This window comes from Streptococcus sp. 9.1 (genome assembly GCF_016648815.1).
Classification (GTDB): Bacteria; Bacillota; Bacilli; order Lactobacillales; family Streptococcaceae; genus Streptococcus; species Streptococcus salivarius_E.
In genome coordinates this window covers 144,830-169,878 of record NZ_JACLQS010000001.1, presented here as the reverse complement: position 1 = coordinate 169,878, position 25,049 = coordinate 144,830, and the positions used below count along the sequence as shown (strand labels likewise).

At 38.9% G+C, this 25,049-nt stretch carries 19 protein-coding genes and 2 pseudogenes; 18 read left to right on the top strand and 3 right to left on the bottom strand.

What is annotated here, in order from left to right:
* Positions 1-124 precede the first annotated feature (124 nt).
* The 9 genes and pseudogenes from ftsA (at position 125) to ileS (ending at position 9,178) form a co-directional block, all read left to right on the top strand.
* Positions 125-1,501 carry a cell division protein FtsA gene (gene ftsA / locus H7T93_RS00720; RefSeq protein ID WP_201041575.1) on the top strand — a complete coding sequence of 459 codons (1,377 nt, stop codon included), beginning with the start codon at positions 125-127 and terminating at the stop codon, positions 1,499-1,501.
* A gap of 28 nt (positions 1,502-1,529) precedes the next feature.
* Positions 1,530-2,619 (top strand): annotated as a pseudogene (gene ftsZ, locus H7T93_RS00715) (cell division protein FtsZ); the annotation flags it as partial.
* 74 nt (positions 2,620-2,693) lie between these two features.
* Positions 2,694-2,852, top strand: a pseudogene (locus H7T93_RS10055) (cell division protein FtsZ); the annotation flags it as partial.
* Positions 2,853-2,854: 2 nt separating this feature from the next.
* A complete protein-coding gene (locus H7T93_RS00710; protein ID WP_201041574.1) occupies positions 2,855-3,538 on the top strand; it encodes a YggS family pyridoxal phosphate-dependent enzyme in 684 nt (227 codons plus the stop codon).
* A gap of 4 nt (positions 3,539-3,542) precedes the next feature.
* The gene (locus H7T93_RS00705) at positions 3,543-4,142 is read left to right on the top strand and encodes a cell division protein SepF (protein WP_037600934.1); all 600 of its coding nucleotides are present in this window, start codon (positions 3,543-3,545) and stop codon (positions 4,140-4,142) included.
* A 3-nt stretch (positions 4,143-4,145) separates the two neighbouring features.
* The gene (locus H7T93_RS00700) at positions 4,146-4,403 is read left to right on the top strand and encodes a YggT family protein (protein ID WP_002890670.1); all 258 of its coding nucleotides are present in this window, start codon (positions 4,146-4,148) and stop codon (positions 4,401-4,403) included.
* Positions 4,403-5,206 carry an RNA-binding protein gene (locus H7T93_RS00695; RefSeq protein ID WP_049528755.1) on the top strand — a complete coding sequence of 268 codons (804 nt, stop codon included), beginning with the start codon at positions 4,403-4,405 and terminating at the stop codon, positions 5,204-5,206. The genes H7T93_RS00700 and H7T93_RS00695 overlap by 1 nt, the downstream gene beginning before the upstream one ends.
* Before the next feature lie 52 nt (positions 5,207-5,258).
* Complete coding sequence (locus tag H7T93_RS00690; RefSeq protein WP_002890673.1) at positions 5,259-6,134, top strand: DivIVA domain-containing protein; 876 nt, start codon at positions 5,259-5,261, stop codon at positions 6,132-6,134.
* 245 nt (positions 6,135-6,379) lie between these two features.
* Complete coding sequence (ileS, locus tag H7T93_RS00685; RefSeq protein WP_201041573.1) at positions 6,380-9,178, top strand: isoleucine--tRNA ligase; 2,799 nt, start codon at positions 6,380-6,382, stop codon at positions 9,176-9,178.
* 91 nt (positions 9,179-9,269) lie between these two features.
* Here ileS and nrdF read toward each other — a convergent pair whose 3' ends face one another.
* The 3 genes from nrdF to nrdH all read right to left on the bottom strand — a co-directional run bounded on the left by nrdF (position 9,270) and on the right by nrdH (position 12,861).
* Positions 9,270-10,229 carry a class 1b ribonucleoside-diphosphate reductase subunit beta gene (gene nrdF, locus H7T93_RS00680; protein WP_014633295.1) on the bottom strand — a complete coding sequence of 320 codons (960 nt, stop codon included), beginning with the start codon at positions 10,227-10,229 and terminating at the stop codon, positions 9,270-9,272.
* 157 nt (positions 10,230-10,386) lie between these two features.
* Complete coding sequence (nrdE, locus tag H7T93_RS00675; RefSeq protein WP_013990782.1) at positions 10,387-12,546, bottom strand: class 1b ribonucleoside-diphosphate reductase subunit alpha; 2,160 nt, start codon at positions 12,544-12,546, stop codon at positions 10,387-10,389.
* A 90-nt stretch (positions 12,547-12,636) separates the two neighbouring features.
* Positions 12,637-12,861: a glutaredoxin-like protein NrdH gene (gene nrdH / locus H7T93_RS00670; protein WP_004182714.1), complete on the bottom strand. Its 225-nt coding sequence runs from the start codon at positions 12,859-12,861 to the stop codon at positions 12,637-12,639.
* 332 nt (positions 12,862-13,193) lie between these two features.
* Between nrdH and acnA the strand changes: the two genes are divergently transcribed.
* The 9 genes from acnA (at position 13,194) to H7T93_RS00625 (ending at position 25,027) form a co-directional block, all read left to right on the top strand.
* Positions 13,194-15,857, top strand: coding sequence for an aconitate hydratase AcnA (gene acnA / locus H7T93_RS00665; RefSeq protein WP_070476384.1), 2,664 nt, complete (start codon positions 13,194-13,196; stop codon positions 15,855-15,857).
* A 1-nt stretch (position 15,858) separates the two neighbouring features.
* The gene (locus H7T93_RS00660) at positions 15,859-16,983 is read left to right on the top strand and encodes a citrate synthase (protein ID WP_014634261.1); all 1,125 of its coding nucleotides are present in this window, start codon (positions 15,859-15,861) and stop codon (positions 16,981-16,983) included.
* A 13-nt stretch (positions 16,984-16,996) separates the two neighbouring features.
* Positions 16,997-18,172, top strand: coding sequence for an NADP-dependent isocitrate dehydrogenase (gene icd / locus H7T93_RS00655; RefSeq protein WP_048674467.1), 1,176 nt, complete (start codon positions 16,997-16,999; stop codon positions 18,170-18,172).
* A 261-nt stretch (positions 18,173-18,433) separates the two neighbouring features.
* Complete coding sequence (locus tag H7T93_RS00650; protein WP_002884015.1) at positions 18,434-18,697, top strand: phosphocarrier protein HPr; 264 nt, start codon at positions 18,434-18,436, stop codon at positions 18,695-18,697.
* 4 nt (positions 18,698-18,701) lie between these two features.
* The gene (ptsP, locus tag H7T93_RS00645) at positions 18,702-20,435 is read left to right on the top strand and encodes a phosphoenolpyruvate--protein phosphotransferase (RefSeq protein WP_175057513.1); all 1,734 of its coding nucleotides are present in this window, start codon (positions 18,702-18,704) and stop codon (positions 20,433-20,435) included.
* Positions 20,436-20,653: 218 nt separating this feature from the next.
* Positions 20,654-22,087 carry an NADP-dependent glyceraldehyde-3-phosphate dehydrogenase gene (locus H7T93_RS00640; protein WP_175057514.1) on the top strand — a complete coding sequence of 478 codons (1,434 nt, stop codon included), beginning with the start codon at positions 20,654-20,656 and terminating at the stop codon, positions 22,085-22,087.
* 115 nt (positions 22,088-22,202) lie between these two features.
* On the top strand, positions 22,203-23,030 hold the full coding sequence (locus H7T93_RS00635; RefSeq protein WP_004182709.1) for an alpha/beta hydrolase: 828 nt from the start codon (positions 22,203-22,205) through the stop codon (positions 23,028-23,030).
* 46 nt (positions 23,031-23,076) lie between these two features.
* The gene (locus H7T93_RS00630; protein ID WP_002884014.1) at positions 23,077-23,817 is read left to right on the top strand and encodes an esterase family protein; all 741 of its coding nucleotides are present in this window, start codon (positions 23,077-23,079) and stop codon (positions 23,815-23,817) included.
* A 46-nt stretch (positions 23,818-23,863) separates the two neighbouring features.
* Positions 23,864-25,027 carry an ATP-grasp domain-containing protein gene (locus H7T93_RS00625; RefSeq protein WP_002890685.1) on the top strand — a complete coding sequence of 388 codons (1,164 nt, stop codon included), beginning with the start codon at positions 23,864-23,866 and terminating at the stop codon, positions 25,025-25,027.
* Positions 25,028-25,049 lie beyond the last annotated feature (22 nt).

The following is a 25,049-nucleotide window of genomic DNA, read 5'->3' as shown; positions in this document are numbered from 1 at the left end:
TTGAATAATAAAAAACGTAAAATGCTGACATTTTACGTTTTTTTATGGTACAATAGTATCCGAATAATTCTGTTTTTATACAGTTTACAAAGATATTGAATGGAAAGATTGAGAGGTCGAGTGAATGGCTAGAGATGGCTTTTTTACAGGATTAGATATAGGAACTAGCTCGATTAAGGTTCTTGTTGCTGAGTTTATTGATGGATCAATGAATGTCATCGGAGTAAGTAATGTTAAGAGTTCTGGTGTGAAAGATGGCATCATTGTTGACATTGACGCTGCAGCGAAATCAATCAAAACAGCTATTGAACAAGCAGAAGAAAAAGCTGGGATTGTTATTGAGCAAGTGAACGTTGGGCTTCCAGCTAATCTTCTTCAAATTGAGCCTACACAAGGTATGATTCCTGTAACAAGTGAATCAAAAGAAATCAAAGATGAAGATGTTGAAAGTGTTGTTCGCTCAGCCTTGACAAAGAGCATTACACCTGAGCGTGAGGTTATCTCACTAGTTCCTGAAGAGTTTATTGTTGATGGCTTCCAAGGAATTCGTGATCCTCGTGGAATGATGGGGATTCGTCTTGAAATGAGAGGTCTCATTTATACAGGACCAACAACAATTCTTCACAACCTTCGTAAGACAGTTGAACGTGCGGGTATTCAAGTAGAGAATATTATCATCTCTCCTCTTGCAATGACACGTGCTGTTCTGAATGAAGGTGAACGTGAGTTTGGTGCTACTGTTATTGATATGGGTGGCGGTCAAACAACTGTTGCAAGCATGCGTGCTCAAGAACTTCAATTTACCAATATTTATTCTGAAGGTGGCGAGTACATCACTAAGGATATTTCAAAAGTTTTGAAGACTTCAATGCAGATTGCTGAAGCGCTTAAGTTCAATTTTGGTAATGCAGATATTGAAGAAGCAAGCGAAACAGAAACTGTCCAAGTAGAGGTTGTAGGTGAGAATTCACCTGTTGAAATTACAGAAAAATACCTTGCTGAGATTATCTCAGCTCGTGTGAAGCATATCCTTGATAGAGTTAAACAAGACTTGACTCGAGGACGTCTACTTGATTTGCCTGGTGGCATTGTCCTTGTAGGTGGAACAGCTATCATGCCAGGTGTGGTTGAAGTTGCTCAAGAGATTTTTGAAACAAATGTTAAACTTTACGTGCCAAACCAAGTTGGTATCCGTAATCCAATGTTTGCAAATGTGATTAGTCTTGTTGAGTATGTTGGTCTTCTTACAGAAGTTGACATCATCGCGCAACAGGCTGTGTCTGGTGAAGAGTATCTTCGTCGTAAACCAATCGACAATGAGACTCCTTCCTTGAGTTTTGATAGAACTCCTGCTCCAGCACCTCGAGTGGCTCCTCAACCAAATCCTATTCCTGTTGAGAACACTATTGAGGTACCTCTGCCAGTTGAAGAAGAAAATCATGAACAAAAACAAAAACTTGGTGATCGTGTTCGTGGAATTTTCGGCAGTATGTTTGATTAATTGAATCTAGTAAAAGCGAGGAAATAAAATGAGTTTTTCATTTGATAGCGCATCAGTTCAAGGTGCGGTAATTAAAGTTATCGGTGTCGGTGGAGGTGGCGGAAACGCCATCAACCGAATGATTGAAGAAGGTCTTGCTGGTGTTGAATTTATTGCAGCTAATACTGATATTCAAGCACTCAGTTCTTCTAAAGCAGAAACAGTAATCCAATTGGGTCCTAAATTGACTCGTGGCCTTGGTGCTGGAGGTCAACCTGAAGTTGGTCGTAAGGCAGCTGAAGAAAGTGAAGAAACACTTACAGAAGCACTTACAGGAGCTGATATGGTCTTTATCACTGCTGGTATGGGTGGTGGCTCTGGTACAGGGGCAGCACCAGTTATTGCACGTATTGCGAAAAGTTTGGGTGCATTGACAGTTGCAGTTGTGACACGTCCATTTGGATTTGAAGGTAACAAACGTGGTGCCTTTGCTGTCGAAGGGATTCAAGAGTTGCGTGAGCAAGTTGATACCCTTCTTATTATCTCTAACAATAACCTTCTTGAAATCGTTGATAAGAAAACACCTCTTCTTGAAGCTCTTAGTGAAGCAGATAATGTTCTTCGTCAAGGGGTCCAAGGTATTACAGACCTTATCACTAACCCAGGTTTGATTAACCTCGACTTTGCCGATGTGAAAACAGTTATGGCCAATAAAGGTAATGCACTTATGGGTATCGGTATTGGGTCTGGTGAAGAACGTATTGTTGAAGCTGCACGCAAAGCAATCTATTCACCACTTCTTGAAACTACTATTGATGGTGCAGAAGATGTTATCGTTAACGTAACTGGTGGTCTTGATATGACGCTTACAGAAGCAGAAGAAGCTTCTGAAATTGTTGGTCAAGCAGCTGGTAACGGTGTTAACATTTGGCTTGGTACATCAATCGATGATACATTGAAAGATGAAATCCGTGTAACAGTTGTTGCAACTGGTGTTCGCAAAGATCGTGCTGAAAAAGTATCTGGTATCAAAGCTCAACCACGTAAAGTGACTACAGCTCCTTCACAACCATCAGCTCCTACTCAACAAGTTGTTCAAGAAGAACAACGTCCAGTCTCTCAACCTTCATTTGAACGTCAACCAAATTTTGACTATAATGAAACACCTTCAATGCCACAACCAGGAGTTCGTCCTGCAGCGGCAGCTCCTCAACAAGAGCAGTCAGCTTTTGGTAATTGGGATTTGAGACGTGATAATATTTCTCGTCCTGAAACTGGTCAACTAGATAGTCAATTGACTATGTCTACATTCTCAAGTGATGTTGAAGATGATGATGAATTGGAGACACCACCATTCTTTAAAAATCGTTGATAATGACTATAGAAGAGAATAAAAATAATGTTTATCAAGCGGTAAAAGAAGCATGTGAAAAGGCTAATCGCTCTAGTGATGAAGTCAATATTATTGCCGTAACCAAATATGTTTCAAGTGATGTCGCTGAAGAATTGGTTCAAACGGGAATTAAGCACATTGCTGAAAATCGCGTTGATAAATTCTTAGATAAGTATCAAGCTTTAAAAAATTATGATTTGACTTGGCACCTTATTGGTACCTTGCAACGTCGTAAAGTAAAGGATGTTATTAATTTAGTTGATTATTTTCATGCTTTGGATTCTGTTAAATTAGCAGAGGAAATTCAAAAGCGTGCCGACCATACTATTAATTGCTTCCTACAAGTTAACGTTTCAGGTGAGGAATCAAAACATGGTTTTTCAGCTGAAGAACTTGATGCTGTTCTAAAACAAATTGAAAATCTTGATAACATTTGTATCGTTGGACTAATGACTATGGCTCCAATTGATGCAGATGCTCAAGAACTTGATAAGATTTTTTCTGAGACAAATGAGCTTAGACAATCAATTCAAGAGAAAAAACTAAAGAATGTTCCTTGTGATCAGTTAAGCATGGGGATGAGTCGAGACTATGACATGGCTATTCAGAATGGATCAACCTTTGTCAGAATAGGCAGTGCATTCTTTAAAGAGAACGGAGAATAACCTTATGGCATTAAAAGACGCAATTGATAAAATTGTTTCATATTTTGATACCGACGAAGTAACAGATTATGAAGATGCTGCTAAAGAAGAGGCTAAAGAACGTCCTGTAAAAGCACGTCCAGTAAAAGCACAGAGACCTGTGCAGACACCACCTCCTCGTCAGCAACGTCAACCTGAGCGTTCTCAGGCAACAGTCCCTCCTCGTCGCCAACATGTTAATTCAGACTTACAGGAAACTCAAGTCCTTCGTAGTTTACCTCTGAGTCGTTCACAAGCAAATCAGGGACCACAACAAATGAATACAACTAAAACAACAATTGCAATTAAATATCCTAAAAAGTATGAAGATGCTCAGGAAATTGTAGAACTATTGATTGAAAATGAATGTGTTTTAATCGATTTTCAATATATGTTGGAAGCGCAAGCTCGTCGTTGTCTTGACTTTATTGATGGTGCTAGCAAGGTACTTACAGGCAACTTGCAAAAAGTTGGCTCTTCAATGTATTTGCTTACGCCAATTAATGTCGTAGTTGACATTGAAGAGATTGGTTTGGCTCACGGCAACCAAGAAGCTAATTTCGACTTCGACATGAAGAGACGTTAAATGATGTCTGTATTACTTTATGTTATTTGGGCACGTGTTGTTAACGTGATAGAGATTCTTCTTGTAGTCTATGCTTTGTTATCCTGGTTTCCAGGAGCTTATGATACTAGCCTTGGAAGAATCATTAGACAAATTGTTCAACCGATTCTTGCACCATTTCGTCGCTTGAATTTAGCTTTTGCTGGTATTGATTTTTCAATAATCGTAATTGTACTTCTACTAAACTTTTCACTTAGAATTCTTAGATTTATTCTACTCTGATGTCAGATATTAAAAAAATTGAACAGCATTACTCGTTAGATGAACGGCCTTTTCTAGAGAAGGTTAGGGGATTTTGTCATTTAGTTGATGAGAGGTACAGTCCTTACTTAACTGATTTCTTGAACCCTCGTGAAATTCAGATTGTTGAAGAGTTGGCTCATTATTATAATTTAAAATTTTTTGTGAGTTCAACTCTTGAATCTGAAGAGTATGGAAGAGTGATACTTGCTCCAGAATATTACGAGCTTGAAGAAGATGACTTTGAAATTAAACGATTAGAAATCTTATATGCGAGACAGTTCAATAAATTGACACACCCAAAAGTTTTGGGTGCGCTACTTAATCAGCTTGGTCTTGATCGTCAAGTATTTGGAGATATTATTCTTGATGAAGAAGGACGTGTTCAATTTTACATTGCTTCTCATTTAGCAAGTTATGCGATAATGACTATTACTAAGATTGGTAATGTTTCGGTTACTCTAAAAGAAGTAAGTAAAGACGATTGGATTTCAAATCAAGAAAAGTATTCAAAAACTTTTGTCTTACTTTCCAGTATGCGTCTTGATAATGTGTTGGCGACGGTATTAAACTTATCTCGTTCTAACGCCTTAAAACTTATTGCTTCAGGAAAAGTAAAATTAAATTATAGACAAGTTGAGAAGGCTGATCAGGCGGTTATTATTGGTGATATGATTTCGGTTAGAGGTTATGGTCGATTTCGACTAGCTCAACAAGACGGATTTTCAAAGTCCGGAAAAGCTAAAATCGTTATTGAAAGTCTGTTAAGACGGAGAAAAAAGTAGTTATTTAATTTAAACCATTAAATATGGTAATGAAAAATAAAGGAGGCCTGTAATGGCTATTACAGCACTTGATATTAAAGATAAACAGTTTACAACTAAATTTCGTGGATATAATGAGCAAGAAGTTGATGAATTTCTTGATATTATTGTAGACGATTATGAAGATTTAGTTCGTGACAATCGTGAACTTGCTGCTCGTGTAAAAGAGCTTGAAGAAAAATTGGCTTATTTTGATGAAATGAAAGAATCATTGAGTCAATCAGTTATTTTGGCTCAAGAAACAGCAGAAAAAGTTAAAGCTTCAGCGGCTGACGAATCAGCTAACTTGATTAATAAGGCTAACTTCAATGCTACTCATTTGGTTGAAGAAGCTAAATCTAAGGCATCTGAAATTCTTCGTGATGCAACAGATGAAGCCAAACGTGTTGCCATCGAAACAGAAGAACTTAAACGTCAAAGTCGTGTCTTCCACCAACGCCTATTGGCTGCAGTTGAAGGTCAGCTTAGCTTAGCAAGTGCTCCAGAATGGGGTGAATTGTTGCAACCAACAGCTATTTATCTTCAAAATTCAGATGCTGCCTTTAAAGAAGTTGTTGAAAAAGTTTTGGATGAGCATGTACCTGATTCAAATGATGCAGCTTCATTTGATGCAACTCGTCAATTCACTCCTGATGAAATGGCTGAACTTCAACGTCGCGTTGCTGAAAGTAATAAGCAAGTTGAAGATTTCTCTAGTCCAGAAGTTGATGAAACAAACGAAGTTGTTTCAACTCCAGTTGAGTTTGGTATTCCAGACACTTTCGAAAGTGAAGTGGCAGATTTCCCAACTTCAGCACCAGTAGATGAAGATTTTGATTTGCAACCTGAGACAACAGGTGAAATTAATCTAAACGAAACACAAACGTTTAAATTGAATATTAGCGAATAAGAAAAATACAACTTACCAAGTATATTAACAGCGAGTGGGAGATGGTGTGAGTCCCACATTCCCTATTTGGATAGTTATCATTTTCAAGCATTCTAACTGAAATAAGTAAGTTAGAAGGATGGTCCTCCTTACGGACATATGAGGGAGCAAATTCTTTTGCTCTGAATTAAGGTGGTACCACGAGCTTTCGTCCTTTTTGATGAAGGCTCTTTTTATTTAGTAAATTAAATTAAAGAGGAGATATAATGAAACTCAAAGAAACCTTAAATCTAGGTAAGACAGCCTTTCCAATGCGAGCTGGACTTCCTAACAAAGAACCAATCTGGCAAAAAGAGTGGGAAGATGCCAAGATGTATCAACGTCGTCAAGAGTTGAACCAAGGTAAACCTCACTTCACTCTTCATGATGGTCCTCCTTATGCCAATGGTAATATTCACGTTGGTCATGCGATGAATAAAATTTCTAAGGATATCATTGTGCGTTCAAAATCAATGTCTGGTTTCTATGCTCCTTACGTTCCTGGTTGGGATACGCATGGTCTTCCAATTGAACAAGTATTGGCAAAACAAGGTGTGAAACGTAAAGAACTTGATCGTGCTGAATATCTTAAGATGTGTCGCGATTATGCACTTTCACAAGTTGACAAACAACGTGAAGATTTCAAACGTCTTGGTGTTTCGGCTGATTGGGATAACCCATATGTTACTTTGACACCAGATTATGAAGCAGCTCAGATTCGTGTTTTTGGTGAGATGGCTAAAAAAGGTTACATCTATCAAGGTGCAAAACCAGTTTATTGGTCATGGTCATCAGAATCAGCGCTTGCTGAAGCAGAAATTGAGTACCATGATTTGGTTTCAACTTCACTTTACTATGCCAATAAGGTTAAGGATGGAAAAGGAGTACTAGACACAGACACATATATCGTAGTTTGGACAACAACACCATTTACAGTAACAGCTTCACGTGGTTTGACTGTTGGTGCTGATATCGAATACGTTCTTGTAAAATCTGCCGGAGAAGACCGCAAATTTGTTGTTGCTTCTGAATTACTTAATAGTCTTTCTGAGAAATTCGGTTGGACAGATGTGGAAGTACTTCAATCATACCGTGGTGAAGAATTAAATAAAATTGTGACTGAACACCCATGGGATACAGAAGTTGATGAGCTTGTTATTCTTGGTGACCACGTTACTACAGATTCAGGTACAGGTATCGTCCATACGGCTCCTGGTTTTGGTGAGGATGACTATAACGTAGGTATTGCTAATGGTCTTGAAGTTGCCGTAACCGTTAATGAGCGTGGTATCATGATGGAAAATGCTGGACCTGATTTTGAAGGTCAGTTCTACGATAAAGTGGCTCCAATTGTTATGGAAAAACTCGGCGATTTACTCCTTGCCAAAGAAGAAATCTCACACTCATACCCATTCGACTGGCGTACGAAGAAACCAATCATCTGGCGTGCAGTACCACAATGGTTTGCATCTGTTTCTAAATTCCGTCAAGAGATTCTGGATGAGATTGAAAAAGTTAAATTCCATTCTGAGTGGGGTAAAGTTCGTCTCTACAACATGATTCGTGACCGTGGTGACTGGGTAATCTCTCGTCAGCGTGCTTGGGGTGTGCCCCTCCCAATCTTCTATGCTGAAGATAAAACACCAATCATGACTGAAGAAACTATCGAACATGTGGCTAAACTTTTTGAAGAACACGGTTCAGTTATTTGGTGGGAACGTGATGCCAAAGATCTTCTTCCAGAAGGTTTTACACATCCTGGCTCACCAAACGGCGAGTTTACTAAAGAAACTGACATTATGGACGTATGGTTTGACTCAGGCTCATCATGGAACGGTGTTGTTGTTAACCGTCCTGAGTTAACTTATCCAGCTGACCTCTATCTCGAAGGTTCAGACCAATACCGTGGATGGTTTAATTCATCTCTTATTACATCTGTTGCCAATAATGGTGTTGCACCATATAAACAACTCTTGTCTCAAGGTTTTGCGCTTGATGGTAAGGGTGAGAAGATGTCTAAATCGCTTGGTAACACAATTGCTCCTAGTGATGTTGAGAAACAATTTGGTGCTGAAATTCTTCGTCTTTGGGTAACAAGTGTTGATACAACTAATGACGTTCGTATCTCAATGGATATCCTTAGCCAAGTATCAGAATCTTATCGTAAGATTCGTAACACACTACGTTTCTTGATTGCCAATACTTCTGACTTCAATCCAACAACTGATGCTGTAGCCTTTGAAGACTTGCGTTCTGTAGATCAGTACATGACTATTCGATTTAACCAATTGGTTAAGACTATTCGTGATGCTTATGCAAACTTTGAGTTCTTGACTATCTACAAAGCCTTGGTTAACTTTATTAACGTTGAGTTGTCTGCCTTCTATCTTGATTTTGCCAAAGATGTGGTTTATATTGAGAGTGCGGAATCACTTGAACGTCGTCAAATGCAAACAGTCTTCTACGATATTCTTGTCAAGATTACAAAACTATTGACACCAATCCTTCCTCACACTGCAGAAGAAATTTGGTCATATCTTGAATTTGAAACAGAAGACTACGTTCAATTGTCAGAGTTGCCAGAAGCAGAAGATTTTGTGGGTCAAGATGCACTTCTTGAAAGATGGAATGCCTTCATGGATTTCCGTGGCCAAGCTCAAAAAGCTTTGGAGGAAGCTCGTAATGAAAAAGTTATTGGTAAATCGCTTGAAGCTCATTTGACTATCTATCCTGATGATGAAGTCAAAGAACTTATTGAAGGTTTGAACACTAACCTTGCTCAACTTTTGATTGTTTCAGCATTGACTATTGCTGAAGGAGAAGCACCTGAATCTGCTGTAAGCTTTGAAGGTGTGGCATTCACAGTAGAACGTGCTACAGGTGATGTCTGTGACCGTTGTCGTCGTATCGATCCAACTACTAAAGAACGTAGCTACAACGCGACTATCTGTGATCACTGTGCTAGCATTGTTGAAGAAAACTTTGCTGAAGGTGTAGCAGAAGGTTTTGAAGTAAAAGCAAAATAAAATAAAAAGAGTTCACCGTGAACTCTTTTTTCTATTTGTTTTTCGAATATAGTATTGAACACAATAAAAAACTAGCTGAGCTAGTTTTTTATTATAGTCCGTAGTTATAATCATCGTCTTGCATGGCTTCGACAGTTCCAAGAAGGTAACCATTACCAACTTGAGAGAAGAAGTCGTGGTTAGATGTTCCTGTAGAAATACCATTCATAACGATTGGGTTAACATCGTTCGCACTATCTGGGAAGAGTGGATCTTGTCCCAGGTTCATAAGAGCCTTGTTGGCGTTGTAACGAAGGAAAGTCATAACTTCCTCAGTCCATCCAACACCGTCATAAAGAGATTTAGTGTAGAGCTCTTCATTTTCATACAATTGATAGAGGAGATCATACATCCATTCACGGAAACTTTCTTGCTCTTCTTCAGGCAATTCGTTGAATCCAAGTTGGAATTTATAGCCAATATAGGTTCCGTGAACAGATTCGTCACGGATAATGAGCTTGATAATTTCAGCGACGTTAGCTAGCTTGTTATTACCAAGATAATAGAGTGGAGTGAAGAACCCTGAATAGAAAAGGAAAGTTTCAAGATATGTTGAAGCAACCTTTTTCTGAAGAGGCGTTCCATTTTCATAGATATCGTTAATGATTTTCGCCTTGGTTTGGAGGTATTCGTTACTGTTAGTCCACTCGAAAATTTCTTCAATTTCAGATTTAGTATTCAAAGTTGAGAAGATTGAAGAGTAAGATTTGGCGTGAACAGATTCCATGAACTGAATGTTGTTCAATACAGCTTCTTCATGAGGTGTACGGACGTCTGCACGAATGGCTTCAACACCAGTTTGAGATTGCATGGTATCTAGCAAGGTTAAACCACCGAAAACTTTTCCAACCAAATCCTTTTCTTCAGCTGAAAGTTTACGCCAGTCATCAAGGTCATTTGAAAGTGGGATACGTGTATCTAGCCAAAATTGTTCGGTCAATTTTTCCCAAGTAGATTTATCAATCGCATCTTCGATTTCATTCCAGTTAATGGCTTTGTAGTAAGTTTCCATTAGAAACCTCTTTCTTTATTGATGTCGTTACTATTTTATCATAATTCAAAATCATGATATAGTTTTTTGAGTTGATCTATTAAAAAAGTCGGCGAACCGACCTTTTAATGCATTTTGTAAATAAGAGTAGTGAGGTTGTTATCGTTAAATCACCATCTTAGATGACACAGCTTTCACATTGGTTAGAACCAACCTCTTCACCGTCATCTGTATAAGTACGGATGTAGTAGATTGATTTAATTCCCTTGTTAAAGGCGTAGTTACGAAGGATAGAAAGGTCACGAGTCGTTTGTTTATTTTCTGTTTTCCATTCGTAAATTTCTTTTGGTAACTCACTACGCAAGAATAGGGTTAATGACAAACCTTGATCAACGTGTTCAGTTGCAGCGGCATAAACGTCGATAACTTTACGCATGTCCATGTCGTAGGCTGAAGTGTAGAAAGGAATTGTGTCTGTTGAAAGACCGTTGGCTGGATAGTAGATTTTTCCGATTTTCTTTTCTTGACGTTCTTCAATACGTTGTGTGATTGGATGGATAGAAGCCGAACAGTCGTTAATGTAAGAGATTGAGCCATTTGGCGCAACAGCCAAACGGTTTTGATGGTAGAGTCCATCTTTCTTAACGAGTTCACGGAGCTCTTCCCAATCTTTGGCTTGTGGGATGAAGTGGCCATCGAAAAGTTCTTTGATACGGTCAGATTTAGGAACGTATTGGCCTGTAACGTATTTGTCAAAGTAAGAACCATCAGCATATTTTGATTTTTCAAAACCGACAAAGGTTTCTTGACGTTCACGGGCAATGTTGTTAGATTCAACTAAAGTCCAGTAGTTCATAAGCATGAAGTAGATATTAGTGAATTCAACAGATTCAGGGCTACCATACTCGATATGGTGTTTAGCGAGGTAAGAGTGAAGCCCCATAGCTCCCAAACCAAAGGTATGAGCTTGTTGGTTACCATTTTTGATAGATGGTACAGCATCAATACTTGAGCTATCTGTAACAAAGGTAAGCGCACGTGTCATTGCTCTAATCGAACGACCAAAGTCAGGTGAGGTCATCATGTTAAGGATATTAGTTGATCCAAGGTTACATGAAATATCTGTACCGAGTTTAACAAACTCTTGTGCATCGTTAAGCTCACTTGGTGTTTGAACTTGAAGAATTTCAGAACAGAGGTTGGACATGATAATCTTACCATCGATTGGATTGTGTCGATTGGCTGTATCAACATTGACGATATATGGATAACCTGATTCTTGTTGGAGTTTAGAAATTTCAGTTTCTAGCTCACGGGCATTAATCTTGGTTTTTGTGATATTTGGATTGGCAACCAACTCATCGTACATAGCTGTAATATCAATGTAGTTATATGGTTTACCGTACTCTTTTTCGACTGAGTAAGGACTGAAGAGGTACATATCTTCATTATTACGTGCCAACTCGTAGAATTTATCTGGAACTGTAACACCAAGTGATAGTGTCTTAACACGCACCTTCTCATCAGCATTCTCTTTCTTAGTAGAAAGGAAGGCAAGAATATCTGGGTGGAAAACATCCAAATAAACAACACCAGCACCTTGACGTTGGCCAAGTTGGTTTGAGTAAGAGAAGCTATCTTCGAAAAGCTTCATAACAGGCACGACACCAGAGGCTGCCCCAGCATATCCTTTGATAGGAGCACCAGCTTCACGAAGGTTAGACAAGCTAATACCTACCCCACCACCAATACGTGATAACTGGAGGGCAGAGTTGATAGAACGTCCGATAGAATTCATGTCATCCGTTACTTGAATAAGGAAACATGACACGAGCTCACCACGACGGCTACGTCCAGCATTTAGAAATGAAGGAGTAGCAGGTTGGTAACGTTGGTGAATCATTTCGTTAGCTAGGTCACTAGCTAGGTTTTCATCACCATCAGCAAAGTAAAGGGCGTTGAATAGAACACGATCTTCAATACTTTCGAGGTAAGACTCGCCATCGTTTGTTTTGAGGGCATATTGTTGGTAGAACTTGTAGGCTGCCATGAAAGATTGGAAGCGGAATTTTTGAGAATGAATTTCTGCAGACAATTTTTCGATGAAAGCAGGTTCGTATTTACCGATGAATTCAGACTCGATATAATCGTTCTCAATCAAATAATTAATTTTATCTGTGATGCTGTTGAATGCCATTGAATTTGGCTTAACGTTTTCAAGGAAGAAGGCACGAAGTGCTTCTTTGTCCTTATGCAAAGGAATTTGACCGTTAACAGGACGGTTAATTTCGTTGTTGAGGCGGAAGTATGAGACATCGCCAAGATTTTTTAAAGACATAATACAGATACCAGGCTCAGTTTAATAGTATATTAAGGTTAAAACATTAAACTAAGCAAACAAGTTCCTTTCTATTTAAAAACTTGATAATTAAAGGATTTCTTTAAGTTTAGTCGGTTGAAAACCTGAAAAAACGATATCGCCTGCTTCAATAACTGGAGCAGCAGTGAAACCAAGACTTTTTACGTAATCGATTTTTTCTGGCTGTTCATCAATGTTGATTTCTTCGAAATCAGCACCTTCCTTTTCCAGGAATTTTTTAGTCATTTTGCACTGCATGCAGTTGTTTTTAGAAAACAATGTAATCTTTGCCATTGCAAATACTCCTTTATAAAAAGATTTTAAGTGGCCAAGAGAGCCACTTTTTAACTTTATATAGAATACCCAAAATATTGGGAAAAATCAAGAGGTTGAACCGACAAAATACAATATTTTGTGTTTAGTATTGAAACACAACCCTATATCTTGTGTTTTAAAGGCTTTTTTAAGTTTCCTAAATTAAATAGGATTTGTTTATGGAATTGACTAAAAAAGAAATATCTCACCTCTGATGTTATATAATATAACATCAAAATGCCAATTCTATTTGTTTTTTCAAAAAAAACAGTGTAGAATAAAGAAAATTTTTAACTAATGGAGGTTCAAGTATGCAAGAATACTGTTCAAATCTAACTGTAAATGGTAAGACATTCTCTTTCTATGATCTCGAAAAAGCAGCAAAATCTCATGATGTTAAGGTCGGAGAGCTACCTTATACCATTCGAATAATACTTGAAAGTCTCCTCCGAAAAAAAGATGGCGAGGATGTTAAGGAATCTCACATTTCTGATCTAATGAAATTTCCGAATTTTCCAACAATTTCTGAAGTGCCTTTTAAACCAAGTCGTGTTATCTTACAAGATTTTACAGGAGTTCCTGTTGTTGTTGATTTAGCTTCAATGCGTGATGCTATAGTGGCTAATGGTGGTAAAGCCGAATTTATTAATCCCGAGATTCCAGTAGATTTGGTCATCGACCACTCTGTCCAAGTGGATTCATACGGATGTGATACTGCTCTTGAAGATAATATCAATCTAGAGTTTAAACGTAATAACGAGCGCTATGAATTTCTTAAGTGGGCTGAAAAGTCTTTTGAAAATTATCGTGCGGTTCCACCAGCTACAGGTATTATTCACCAGGTTAATATTGAATTTTTGAGTGATGTCATTATTGAAAATGATGGGCTCCTATATCCTGACTCTATGTTTGGTACAGATAGTCACACGACTATGATTAATGGTATTGGCGTCCTTGGTTGGGGCGTTGGCGGAATTGAAGCTGAAGCAGCGATGCTCGGTGAAGCATCTTATTTTCCAATTCCAGAGGTTATTGGTGTACATTTGACAGGAGAGTTGCCTAAAATTGCAACGGCAACAGATTTGGCTCTCAAGATTACTCAGGTGCTTCGTTCTGAAAATGTGGTTGGTAAATTTGTTGAGTACTTTGGACCTGGCTTGAAGAGTTTGTCTCTAGCTGACCGTGCCACAGTCGCTAATATGGCACCAGAATATGGTGCGACCTGTGGTTATTTTCCTATTGATGACGAGACTCTTAACTACATGCGTTTAACTAACCGTGATGAGGATCATATCCAAGTCACTGAAGCCTATACAAAAGCCAATCATCTTTTCTATGATCCAAGTAAAGAAGCCAAGTATACTAAGATTGTTGAAATCGATTTGTCATCTATTAAACCTTCTATCTCAGGTCCTAAACGTCCACAAGATTTGATTCTCTTATCAGATGCTAAGCAAGAATTCCAGGATGCAGTGGTACGAGAAGCAGGTGTCCGTGGTTTCGGTTTGGATAAGGAAGAGTTAGTAAAAACTGCAAACGTTGACTTTGAGGATCATTCAGAAACAATTCAAACAGGTCATGTGGCCATTGCAGCTATCACATCATGTACCAATACTTCAAATCCTTACGTTCTTATGGCAGCCGGTCTTTTAGCTAAAAAAGCGGTTGAGAAAGGATTAAAAGTCTCTCCAACAGTGAAGACATCTTTGGCACCCGGTTCTAAGGTTGTTACTGGTTATCTCAAAGCTTCAGGCTTGCAAACCTATCTAGATAAGCTTGGCTTTAACTTGGTAGGTTACGGTTGCACAACCTGTATTGGGAACTCAGGAGACTTACGTCCTGAGGTGGCTAAGGCTATTGTAGACACTGATTTATTAGCGAGTGCTGTTTTGTCAGGAAATCGTAATTTTGAAGGGCGTATTAATCCACTTGTTAAAGCGAATTTCTTGGCTAGCCCACCATTGGTTGTTGCTTATGCCTTAGCTGGTAACACGAATATTGATTTGACAACTGAACCTTTAGGTTTTGACGACAATGGTCAAGCTGTTTATTTAGAGGATGTTATGCCATCTCGTGATGAAATTGAGACTTATGTTGATAAATACGTCACCCGTCAACTCTTCCAAGATGAATATGCCAGTGTCTTTTCTGATAGTGAGAAGTGGAATGCCATTCCTACTGAACAAAGTCAAAATTATAAATGGAATCAAAACTCTACCTATATTCAAAACCCGCCTTACTTTGATGCTTTAGGAGATGATTTGAGCATTAAACCATTGAAAGATTTGAAGGTTTTGGCTAAATTTGGAGATACGGTTACAACAGACCATATTTCTCCGGCAGGTAATATTGCCAGAAATAGTCCAGCAGCTCGTTATTTGACTGAGAATGGTGTTGATTATCAAGAATTTAATTCTTATGGTAGCCGTCGTGGTAATCATGAAGTCATGATGCGAGGAACCTTTGCTAATATTCGTATCAAGAATGAGCTAGCAGATGGAAAAATTGGTGGATATACTAAATATGATGGTGACATTCTACCTATATATGATGCTGCTATGAAATATAAAGAAGCTAATCAAGATACGCTTGTAATTGCCGGTAAGGATTATGGTATGGGCTCAAGTCGTGACTGGGCGGCTAAAGGTGCTAATCTTCTTGGTGTAAAAGTAGTGCTTGCTGAGAGTTTTGAGCGTATCCACCGTTCAAATCTCGTTATGATGGGGATTTTACCAGTCCAATTTATGGAAGGAGAAAATGCTGAAAGTCTTGGATTGACAGGACAGGAGACCTTTAGCTTTGACCTTTCAGAAAATCCAGGTGTCCATGATGTTATCACTGTTACAGCTTCAACACCTGAACAAACCAAAACCTTTAAAGCCTTGGTACGCTTCGATGCAGATGCTGACATTCGCTACTATAAAAATGGTGGTATCTTGCCAATGGTTGTAAGAAAAAAATTGAAGGGGGCCTAATATGACAACAGTTGAAATTAATGGACTTAAGGATATGATTGCCTGTAATACTAGGATTTCATCTATTATCGATGATCATTTATCGTATTCGGGATATGATATTTCTGAGTTTATGGAAAATAAAGCGTCTTTTGAGGAAGTGATTTATCTCTTGTGGAATGGTCATCTTCCTACGCAAATGGAACTTAAGTATTTTGAAGCTGAGTTGCGTAAGAACTATGATATTTCTGATGCTGTAGAACAATGCATTCTTATCCAGTCTCGTCCACATTTGCACCCAATGAGTGTGTTACGTTCAACAGTCTCCCTTCTTGGAGTTTACAATGTTGACGCCGAGGAAAGATCCATGGAGGCAATTTATCAGCAAAGTATTGAATTGATGGCTAAATTGCCTACAATTATTACGACTTTTGCACGCTTACGTACTGGTAAAATGCCTCTCAAACCAAGAGAAGATTTAGGTTTTGCAGCTAATTTTCTCTACATGCTGAATGGTGTTGAACCTTCTGAAATTGAAATTGAAGCTATGAATAAGGCATTAATTCTACATGCTGACCATGAGTTGAATGCTTCAACTTTTGCAGCGCGTGTTTGTGCCTCGACTCTGACAGATATCTATTCTTGTGTCACAACAGCTATTGGAGCTCTAAAAGGTCCCCTGCATGGTGGAGCTAATGAACGCGTCTTTGATATGCTTAAAGAAATCCGTGAATCTGGTGATGTTAATGCTTACTTGCAGGAAAAACTTGATTCTAAAGAAAAAATCATGGGATTTGGACACCGTGTATACAAGAAACAGGATCCTCGTGAAATTTTCTTAAGAGATATGGCTAAAAAGTTGACAGAGGGTACTGAGAATGAAGAATTCTTTAATATGTCTCAAGAAATTGAAGAATTCATGAAAGATAAGAAGGGATTGATTCCCAATGTGGACTTCTATTCAGCCACCGTATACCATACTCTAGGAATTGACAGCGATATCTTCACCCTTATCTTTGCTATGAGTCGTGTTGCCGGCTGGATTGCTCATATTCAAGAGCAGCAAAAAAATAATAAATTGATTCGTCCACGCTCGCAGTACATCGGACAAGAAAATATGACGTATATTCCTTTAGAAAAACGCTAGGGAGGAAAGCTATATGGCAGAAAAAATCGTAATGAAAAATGGACAGCTTCAAGTTTCTGATCGTCCAATTATCCCTTTTATTGAAGGAGATGGTGTTGGACATGATATCTGGAAGAATGCCCAAGCAATCTTTGATAAAGCAGTAGAAGTAGCCTATGAAGGAAAGCGTCATATTGAGTGGCAAGAGCTTTTAGCCGGTAAGAAGGCTTATGACAAAACAGGTGAATGGTTGCCGAAAGAAACCTTGGAGGCTATTCGAGAAAGTTTAGTAGCTATTAAGGGACCGCTTGAGACGCCAGTAGGTGGTGGTATTCGTTCTTTAAATGTAGCTTTACGTCAAGAACTTGATCTCTACGCTTGTGTTAGACCTGTTCGTTACTTTGACGGAGTAGCAAGTCCACTTAAGGAACCAGAAAAAACAAATATTACTATCTTCCGTGAAAATACTGAAGATATTTATGCGGGGATTGAATGGGAAGCAGGAACGGCAGATGTCAAGCGCGTGATTGAGTTTCTCCAGACAGAAATGAATGTTAATAAAATTCGCTTCCCAGAATCAAGTAGTATCGGAATCAAGCCAATTTCAATAGAAGGAAGTAAACGTCTCATTCGCTCTGCTATCGATTATGCTCTCAAGAACAATCTAAAGAAAGTGACATTGGTTCATAAAGGGAATATTCAAAAATTCACAGAAGGTGGCTTCCGTAAATGGGGTTATGAAGTAGCTCAGGAAGACTATAAAGCAGAATTGCTAGCTGGTCGTCTAGAGATTAATGATATAATCGCTGATAACTTTCTCCAACAGATTCTTTTGAATCCAGAAAAATTTGATGTTGTTGCCTTAACTAACTTGAATGGTGATTATGCCAGTGATGCCTTGGCTGCACAAGTTGGTGGTATCGGCATCTCCCCTGGAGCCAACATTAACTATCAAACAGGCCATGCTATTTTTGAAGCAACACATGGAACAGCTCCAGATATCGCGGATCAAGATAAGGCTAACCCTTGCTCAGTTTTATTATCTGGCTGCATGCTTCTAGATTATATTGGTTGGACTGAGGCAGCTCAACTGATTACAAGTGCTATTGAGAAGACATTTAAAGCTGATATCTTTACAGCTGACTTAGCATTTGGGAAACAAGCTTATTCAACGAGTGCCTTTAGCAATCAAATTCTTTCAATTATGTGATTGTTTTTGCTCGAAAATGAAAATTAACGATTGAAAACACCATGAAAGAAATTTTCTGAAATTGTTGTAAATAACTAGAGACTAGTATTTGTTTATGTTTTGAAAAATGAAAATGACCAGTAAAATGAGAGACAAGCTTTCGAAAAACTTGTAGAAAGTACGTTTTAACCTTGCTAATCTCAATTAGCTATGTTATAATTCTAAATTGTAAGGGTTATCATTGATAACTCAAATATTCCAAATGAAGAAGGAGAATCCATTATGGCTTCTAAAGATTTCCACATTGTTGCAGAAACAGGTATCCACGCACGTCCAGCTACTTTGCTTGTTCAAACAGCTAGCAAATTTGCTTCAGATATCACTCTTGACTACAAAGGTAAAGCAGTTAACCTTAAATCTATCATGGGTGTTATGAGCCTTGGTGTTGGTCAAGGTGCTGACGTAACTATCTCTGCAGAAGGTGCTGATGCTGATGACGCAATCGCAGCAATCGCAGAAACAATGACAAAAGAAGGATTGGCATAAGAATATGACAGAAATGCTTAAAGGAATCGCAGCATCTGACGGTGTTGCAGTTGCTAAGGCATATCTGCTTGTTCAACCGGACTTGTCATTTGAAACTGTAACAGTTGAAGATACAAGTGCAGAAGAGGCTCGTCTAGATGCTGCTCTAGCGGCGTCACAAGACGAGCTTTCTGTTATCCGCGAAAAAGCAGTTGAAAGCCTTGGTGAAGAAGCGGCAGCCGTTTTTGATGCTCACTTGATGGTTCTTGCTGACCCAGAAATGACTGGTCAAATTAAAGAAACTATCCGTGCTAAACAAGTTAATGCTGAAGCTGCTTTGACAGAAGTAACAGACATGTTTATCGCTATTTTTGAAGGTATGGAAGACAACCCATACATGCAAGAACGTGCAGCGGATATTCGTGACGTTACAAAACGTGTGCTTGCTAACTTGCTTGGTAAGAAATTGCCTAACCCAGCAACAATTAACGAAGAATCAATCGTTGTTGCTCATGACTTGACACCATCTGATACAGCTCAGTTGAACAAAAAGTACGTAAAAGCTTTTGTTACTAATATCGGTGGACGTACAAGTCACTCTGCAATCATGGCTCGTACACTTGAAATCGCAGCCGTTCTTGGTACAAATAACATCACAGAACTTGTCAAAGATGGCGACATTTTGGCGGTTTCAGGTATTACTGGTGAAGTTGTTATCAACCCAACTGAAGAGCAAATTGCTGAGTTTAAAGCAGCTGGTGAAGCTTACGCTAAACAAAAAGCTGAATGGGCTCTCCTTAAAGATGCTCAAACAGTTACTGCTGATGGAAAACATTTCGAATTGGCTGCTAACATCGGTACACCTAAAGACGTTGAAGGTGTAAATGATAACGGTGCTGAAGCTGTTGGTCTCTATCGTACAGAATTCTTGTATATGGATTCTCAAGACTTCCCAACTGAAGATGACCAATATGAAGCTTACAAAGCAGTTCTTGAAGGTATGAACGGTAAACCTGTTGTCGTTCGTACAATGGATATCGGTGGGGATAAAGAACTCCCTTACTTCGACCTTCCTAAAGAAATGAACCCATTCTTGGGTTACCGTGCTTTGCGTATTTCTATCTCTGAAACTGGTAATCAAATGTTCCGTACACAATTGCGTGCTTTGCTTCGTGCATCTGTTCACGGTAAATTGCGTATCATGTTCCCAATGGTTGCTTTGTTGACTGAGTTCCGTACTGCTAAAGGTATTCTTGAAGAAGAAAAAGCTAAATTGGTTGCTGAAGGTGTTGCCGTTGCAGACGATATCGAAGTAGGTATCATGATTGAAATCCCAGCTGCAGCTATGCTTGCTGACCAATTTGCTAAGGAAGTTGATTTCTTCTCAATTGGTACAAATGACCTTATCCAATACACAATGGCTGCTGACCGTATGAACGAACAAGTTTCATACCTTTACCAACCATATAACCCATCAATCCTTCGTTTGATTAACAATGTTATCAAAGCGGCTCATGCTGAAGGTAAATGGGCTGGTATGTGTGGTGAAATGGCCGGTGACCAAACTGCTGTTCCACTTCTTGTTGGAATGGGCTTGGATGAGTTCTCAATGTCAGCGACATCTGTTCTTCGTACACGTAGCTTGATGAAGAAACTTGACACAGCTAAAATGGAAGAATACGCTAACCGTGCTCTTACTGAATGTGCAACAATGGAAGAAGTTCTTGAACTTTCAAAAGAATACGTTAACGTAGACTAATCATAAAAAGTGGAGGCTTAGGCTTTCACTTTTTTTATATCTAAACGGAGACAAAATAATTGACTCATTCTTTAGTTAGGAGTAGAATACGGCTAACCTAGGTTAACAATTTTAACTATTTTTTGTCAAAATTTTCTGAATAATTCTCGTTTAAATCTTGGAATATTTCTAAAAAAATGATAAAATAGGTTTTATAATAGATAAAAGGAGTTACTATCTTGGCTAAACAATACAAAAACTATGTCAATGGTGAGTGGAAAACATCTGAAAACGAAATTACTATCTATGCACCTGCAAACGGTGAGGAACTTGGATCAGTTCCAGCAATGAGCCAAGCTGAAGTAGACGAAGTCTACGCAGCAGCTAAAGCAGCACTTCCAGCATGGCGTGCGCTTTCATATGCTGAACGTGCAGCTTACCTTCATAAAGCAGCAGATATCTTGGAACGTGATGCAGAAAAAATCGGTCAAGTTCTTTCTAAAGAAATCTCTAAAGGTTTGAAATCTGCAATCGGTGAAGTTGTTCGTACTGCTGAAATCATCCACTATGCAGCTGAAGAAGGTTTGCGTTTGGAAGGTGAAGTACTTGAAGGTGGTGCATTTGACGCTGGTAGCAAGAAAAAAATCGCTGTTGTTCGTCGCGAACCAGTAGGTCTTGTCCTTGCTATCTCTCCATTTAACTACCCAGTAAACTTGGCTGGTTCTAAAATTGCTCCTGCCTTGATTGCTGGTGACGTTGTTGCCTTCAAACCACCAACACAAGGTTCTATCTCAGGTCTTCTTTTGGTTGAAACATTTGTTGAAGCTGGTATCCCTGCAGGTGTCTTGAACTCTATCACAGGTCGTGGTTCTGTTATCGGTGACTACATCGTTGAACACAAAGCAGTTGATTTCATCAACTTCACAGGTTCAACACCAGTTGGTGAAAATATCGGTCGTTTGGCAGCTATGCGTCCAATCATGCTTGAACTTGGTGGTAAAGATGCCGCTATCGTTCTTGAAGATGCTGATCTTGACTTGACTGCTAAAAACATTGTTGCTGGTGCCTTTGACTATTCAGGTCAACGTTGTACAGCTATCAAACGTGTCCTTGTAATGGATAGCGTTGCAGATGAATTGGTAGAAAAAGTAACTGCTTTGGTAGGTAATATCACTGTTGGTATGCCTGAAGAAAGCGCAAGCGTTACACCACTTATCGATACAAAAGCAGCTGACTTCGTTCAAGGTTTGATTGATGATGCCGTTGAACAAGGTGCTACTGCTAAAACTGAATTGAAACGTGAAGGTAACCTTATCTACCCAGCTGTCTTTGACCATGTGACAACTGACATGCGTCTTGCTTGGGAAGAACCATTTGGTCCAGTATTGCCATTCATCCGTGTATCTTCAGTTGAAGAAGCAATCAAGATTTCTAACGAATCTGAATTTGGACTTCAAGGTGCTGTCTTCACACAAGACTACCCACGTGCATTTGCAATTGCTGAACAACTTGAAGTTGGTACAGTTCACATCAACAACAAAACACAACGTGGTACAGACAACTTCCCATTCCTTGGTGTTAAAGGATCTGGTGCCGGAACTCAAGGTGTGAAATACTCTATCGAAGCTATGACTCGTGTGAAATCAACAGTATTTGATATCGCAAACTACTAAGAGTGTAGCTATTCAATCATTAAAAAAGTGTAAAGAGTCCCAATAATAGGGGCTCTTTTTCTTTTAAAATATGGTATAATAGAACTAAATTTCGAATATAGAGAGTTTTCTGACAATGAATAAATCTTATTTTTACTTGGTTATGAAGACGCATGAGTTAGAGGTACCATACACTGGTCAACTTCGTCGTGTGCGTGTTCTTCTACCTAAGAACTATGAAACGGATACAGATCGTTCTTACCCTGTCGTGTATTTCCATGATGGTCAGAATGTTCTTTATAGTAAGGAGTCCTTTTCTGGCTATTCTTGGAAGATTATCCCAACAATCAAGCGTAATCCTGATATTTCGCGCATGATTGTTGTAGCCATTGATAATGATGGTCCTGGCCGTATGAATGAGTATTCTGCGTGGAAGTACCAAGAATCTAATATCCCTGGTGTCCAGTTCGGAGGTAAGGGTGTAGAGTATGCAGAGTTTGTCATGGATGTGGTTAAACCCTTTATTGATAAGGAATACCGTACCCTCTCTGACCGTCAGCATACAGCTATGATTGGTTCATCTCTCGGTGGTAATATCACTCAGTTTATGGGGCTTGATTATAAGGAGCAGATTGGTTGTCTTGGGGTATTTTCTTCAGCTAACTGGTTGCATCAGGATGCTTTTGATCGTTACATGTCGCGTCAAAAGCTCGATTCAGATCAACGTGTCTACATATATGTAGGAACTGAGGAAGCTGATGATACTGACAAGACCTTGATGGCTGGTAATATTAAGCAGGCTTATATAGACTCTTCATTGAGCTATTACCATGATTTGATTGCTCGTGGGGTTGATTTGGAAAATATCAAGATTCACATTCAGTCTGGTGCTGAACACAATGAAGAAGCTTGGGCTGAGAATTTACCAGACTGTCTTCGCTTTTTCGCTGAAAAATGGGACTAGTCTTTATTAACGCAAATTAATTTAATTTAGGAAAAGGAATATAAATATGAATATCGAACATCTTAGCCACTGGAGTGGTCAACTTAACCGTGAAATGTATGTTAACCGTTACGGTCACGCTGGTATCCCTGTTGTGGTTTTTGCCTCATCAGGTGGTAGCCATAACGAATACTATGACTTTGGTATGATTGATGCTTGTGCACGTTTTATCGAAGAAGGACGCGTACAATTCTTTACACTTTCAAGTGTTGATAGTGAAAGCTGGCTTTGTGATTGGAAAAACCCACATGATCGTGCTGAAATGCATCGCGCTTATGAACGTTATGTTATTGAAGAAGCTATTCCATTTATCAAACACAAAACTGGTTGGTTTGATCCAATGATGACAACAGGTTGTTCAATGGGGGCATACCATGCGCTTAATTTCTTCTTGCAACACCCTGATGTTTTCAATAAAGTAGTAGCCCTTAGTGGTGTCTACGATGCTCGTTTCTTTGTGGGTGAGTTTGGAGGGGACGAAGCTATTTACCAAAATTCCCCATCAGATTATATCTGGAACCAAAATGATGGTTGGTTTATCGACCGCTACCGTCAAGCTGAGATCATCGTATGTACAGGTCTTGGTGCATGGGAACAAGATGGTCTTCCATCTTACTATAAACTCAAGGAAGCCTTTGAACAAAAGAATATTCCAGCTTGGTTCTCTGAGTGGGGTCATGATGTCGCTCACGATTGGGAATGGTGGCGTAAACAAATGCCTTATTTCCTTGACAATATGAACCTATAATTTCTTTGTCCATCCCATCTAAATAACTATAAAAGAGGAATTACTAATGAATTATCTTGTTATTTCACCATACTATCCACAAAACTTCCAACAGTTTACAGTTGAACTTGCTAATAAGGGCATCACTGTTCTTGGTATTGGTCAAGAGCCTTATGAACAATTGGATCAACCTTTGAAAGAGGCTTTGACTGAGTACTTCCGTGTAGACAATCTGGAAAACTTGGATGAAGTTAAACGTGCGGTAGCCTTTCTTTTCTATAAACACGGACCAATTGACCGAATCGAATCTCATAACGAATACTGGTTGGAATTGGATGCTGCTCTTCGTGAACAGTTCAATGTTTTTGGTGCTAAGCCAGAAGATCTTAAGAAGACTAAATTTAAGTCTGAAATGAAAAAACTCTTCCAAAAAGCTGGAGTTCCAGTTGTACCTGGTGCTGTCATTAAAACTGATGAAGATGTGGATAAAGCTGTGAAAGAAATCGGTCTTCCAATGATTGCTAAGCCAGATAATGGGGTTGGTGCAGCTGCAACCTTCAAACTTGAAACAGAAGATGATATCAATCACTTTAAGGCTGAGTGGGATCATGAAACAGTTTATTTCTTTGAAAAATTTGTAACTTCAAGCGAAATCTGTACTTTCGATGGTTTGATTGATCATGACGGTAATATTGTCTTCTCGACAACTTTTGATTATGCCCACACACCACTTGACTTGATGATTTACAAGATGGATAATTCTTACTACGTTCTTAAGGAAATGGATCCTAAGTTACGTAAGTATGGTGAGGCAATTGTCAAAGAATTTGGTATGAAGGAACGTTTCTTCCATATTGAGTTCTTCCGTGATGGTGACGATTATATTGCTATTGAATATAACAACCGTCCAGCAGGTGGTTTCACAATCGACGTGTATAACTATGCTCACTCTCTCGATTTGTACAAGGGGTATGCGGATATCGTTGCTGGCGAACCATTCCCAGCTTCTCAGTTTGAGCCACTTTACTGTTTGGCGACTTCACGTCGTGCAAGCTCTCACTATGCTTATTCAGAAGAAGAACTTTTTGATAAGTATCGTGAACAACTTAAAGTTAAGAAAATCATGCCTGCAGCCTTTGCGGAGTTGCAAGGTGACTTCCTCTATATGTTGACAACTCCAAGTCGTGAGGAAATGGAACAAATGATTGAGGACTTTGGTAAAAAAGCCTAATTTGTATATGTTAAAAGCACTT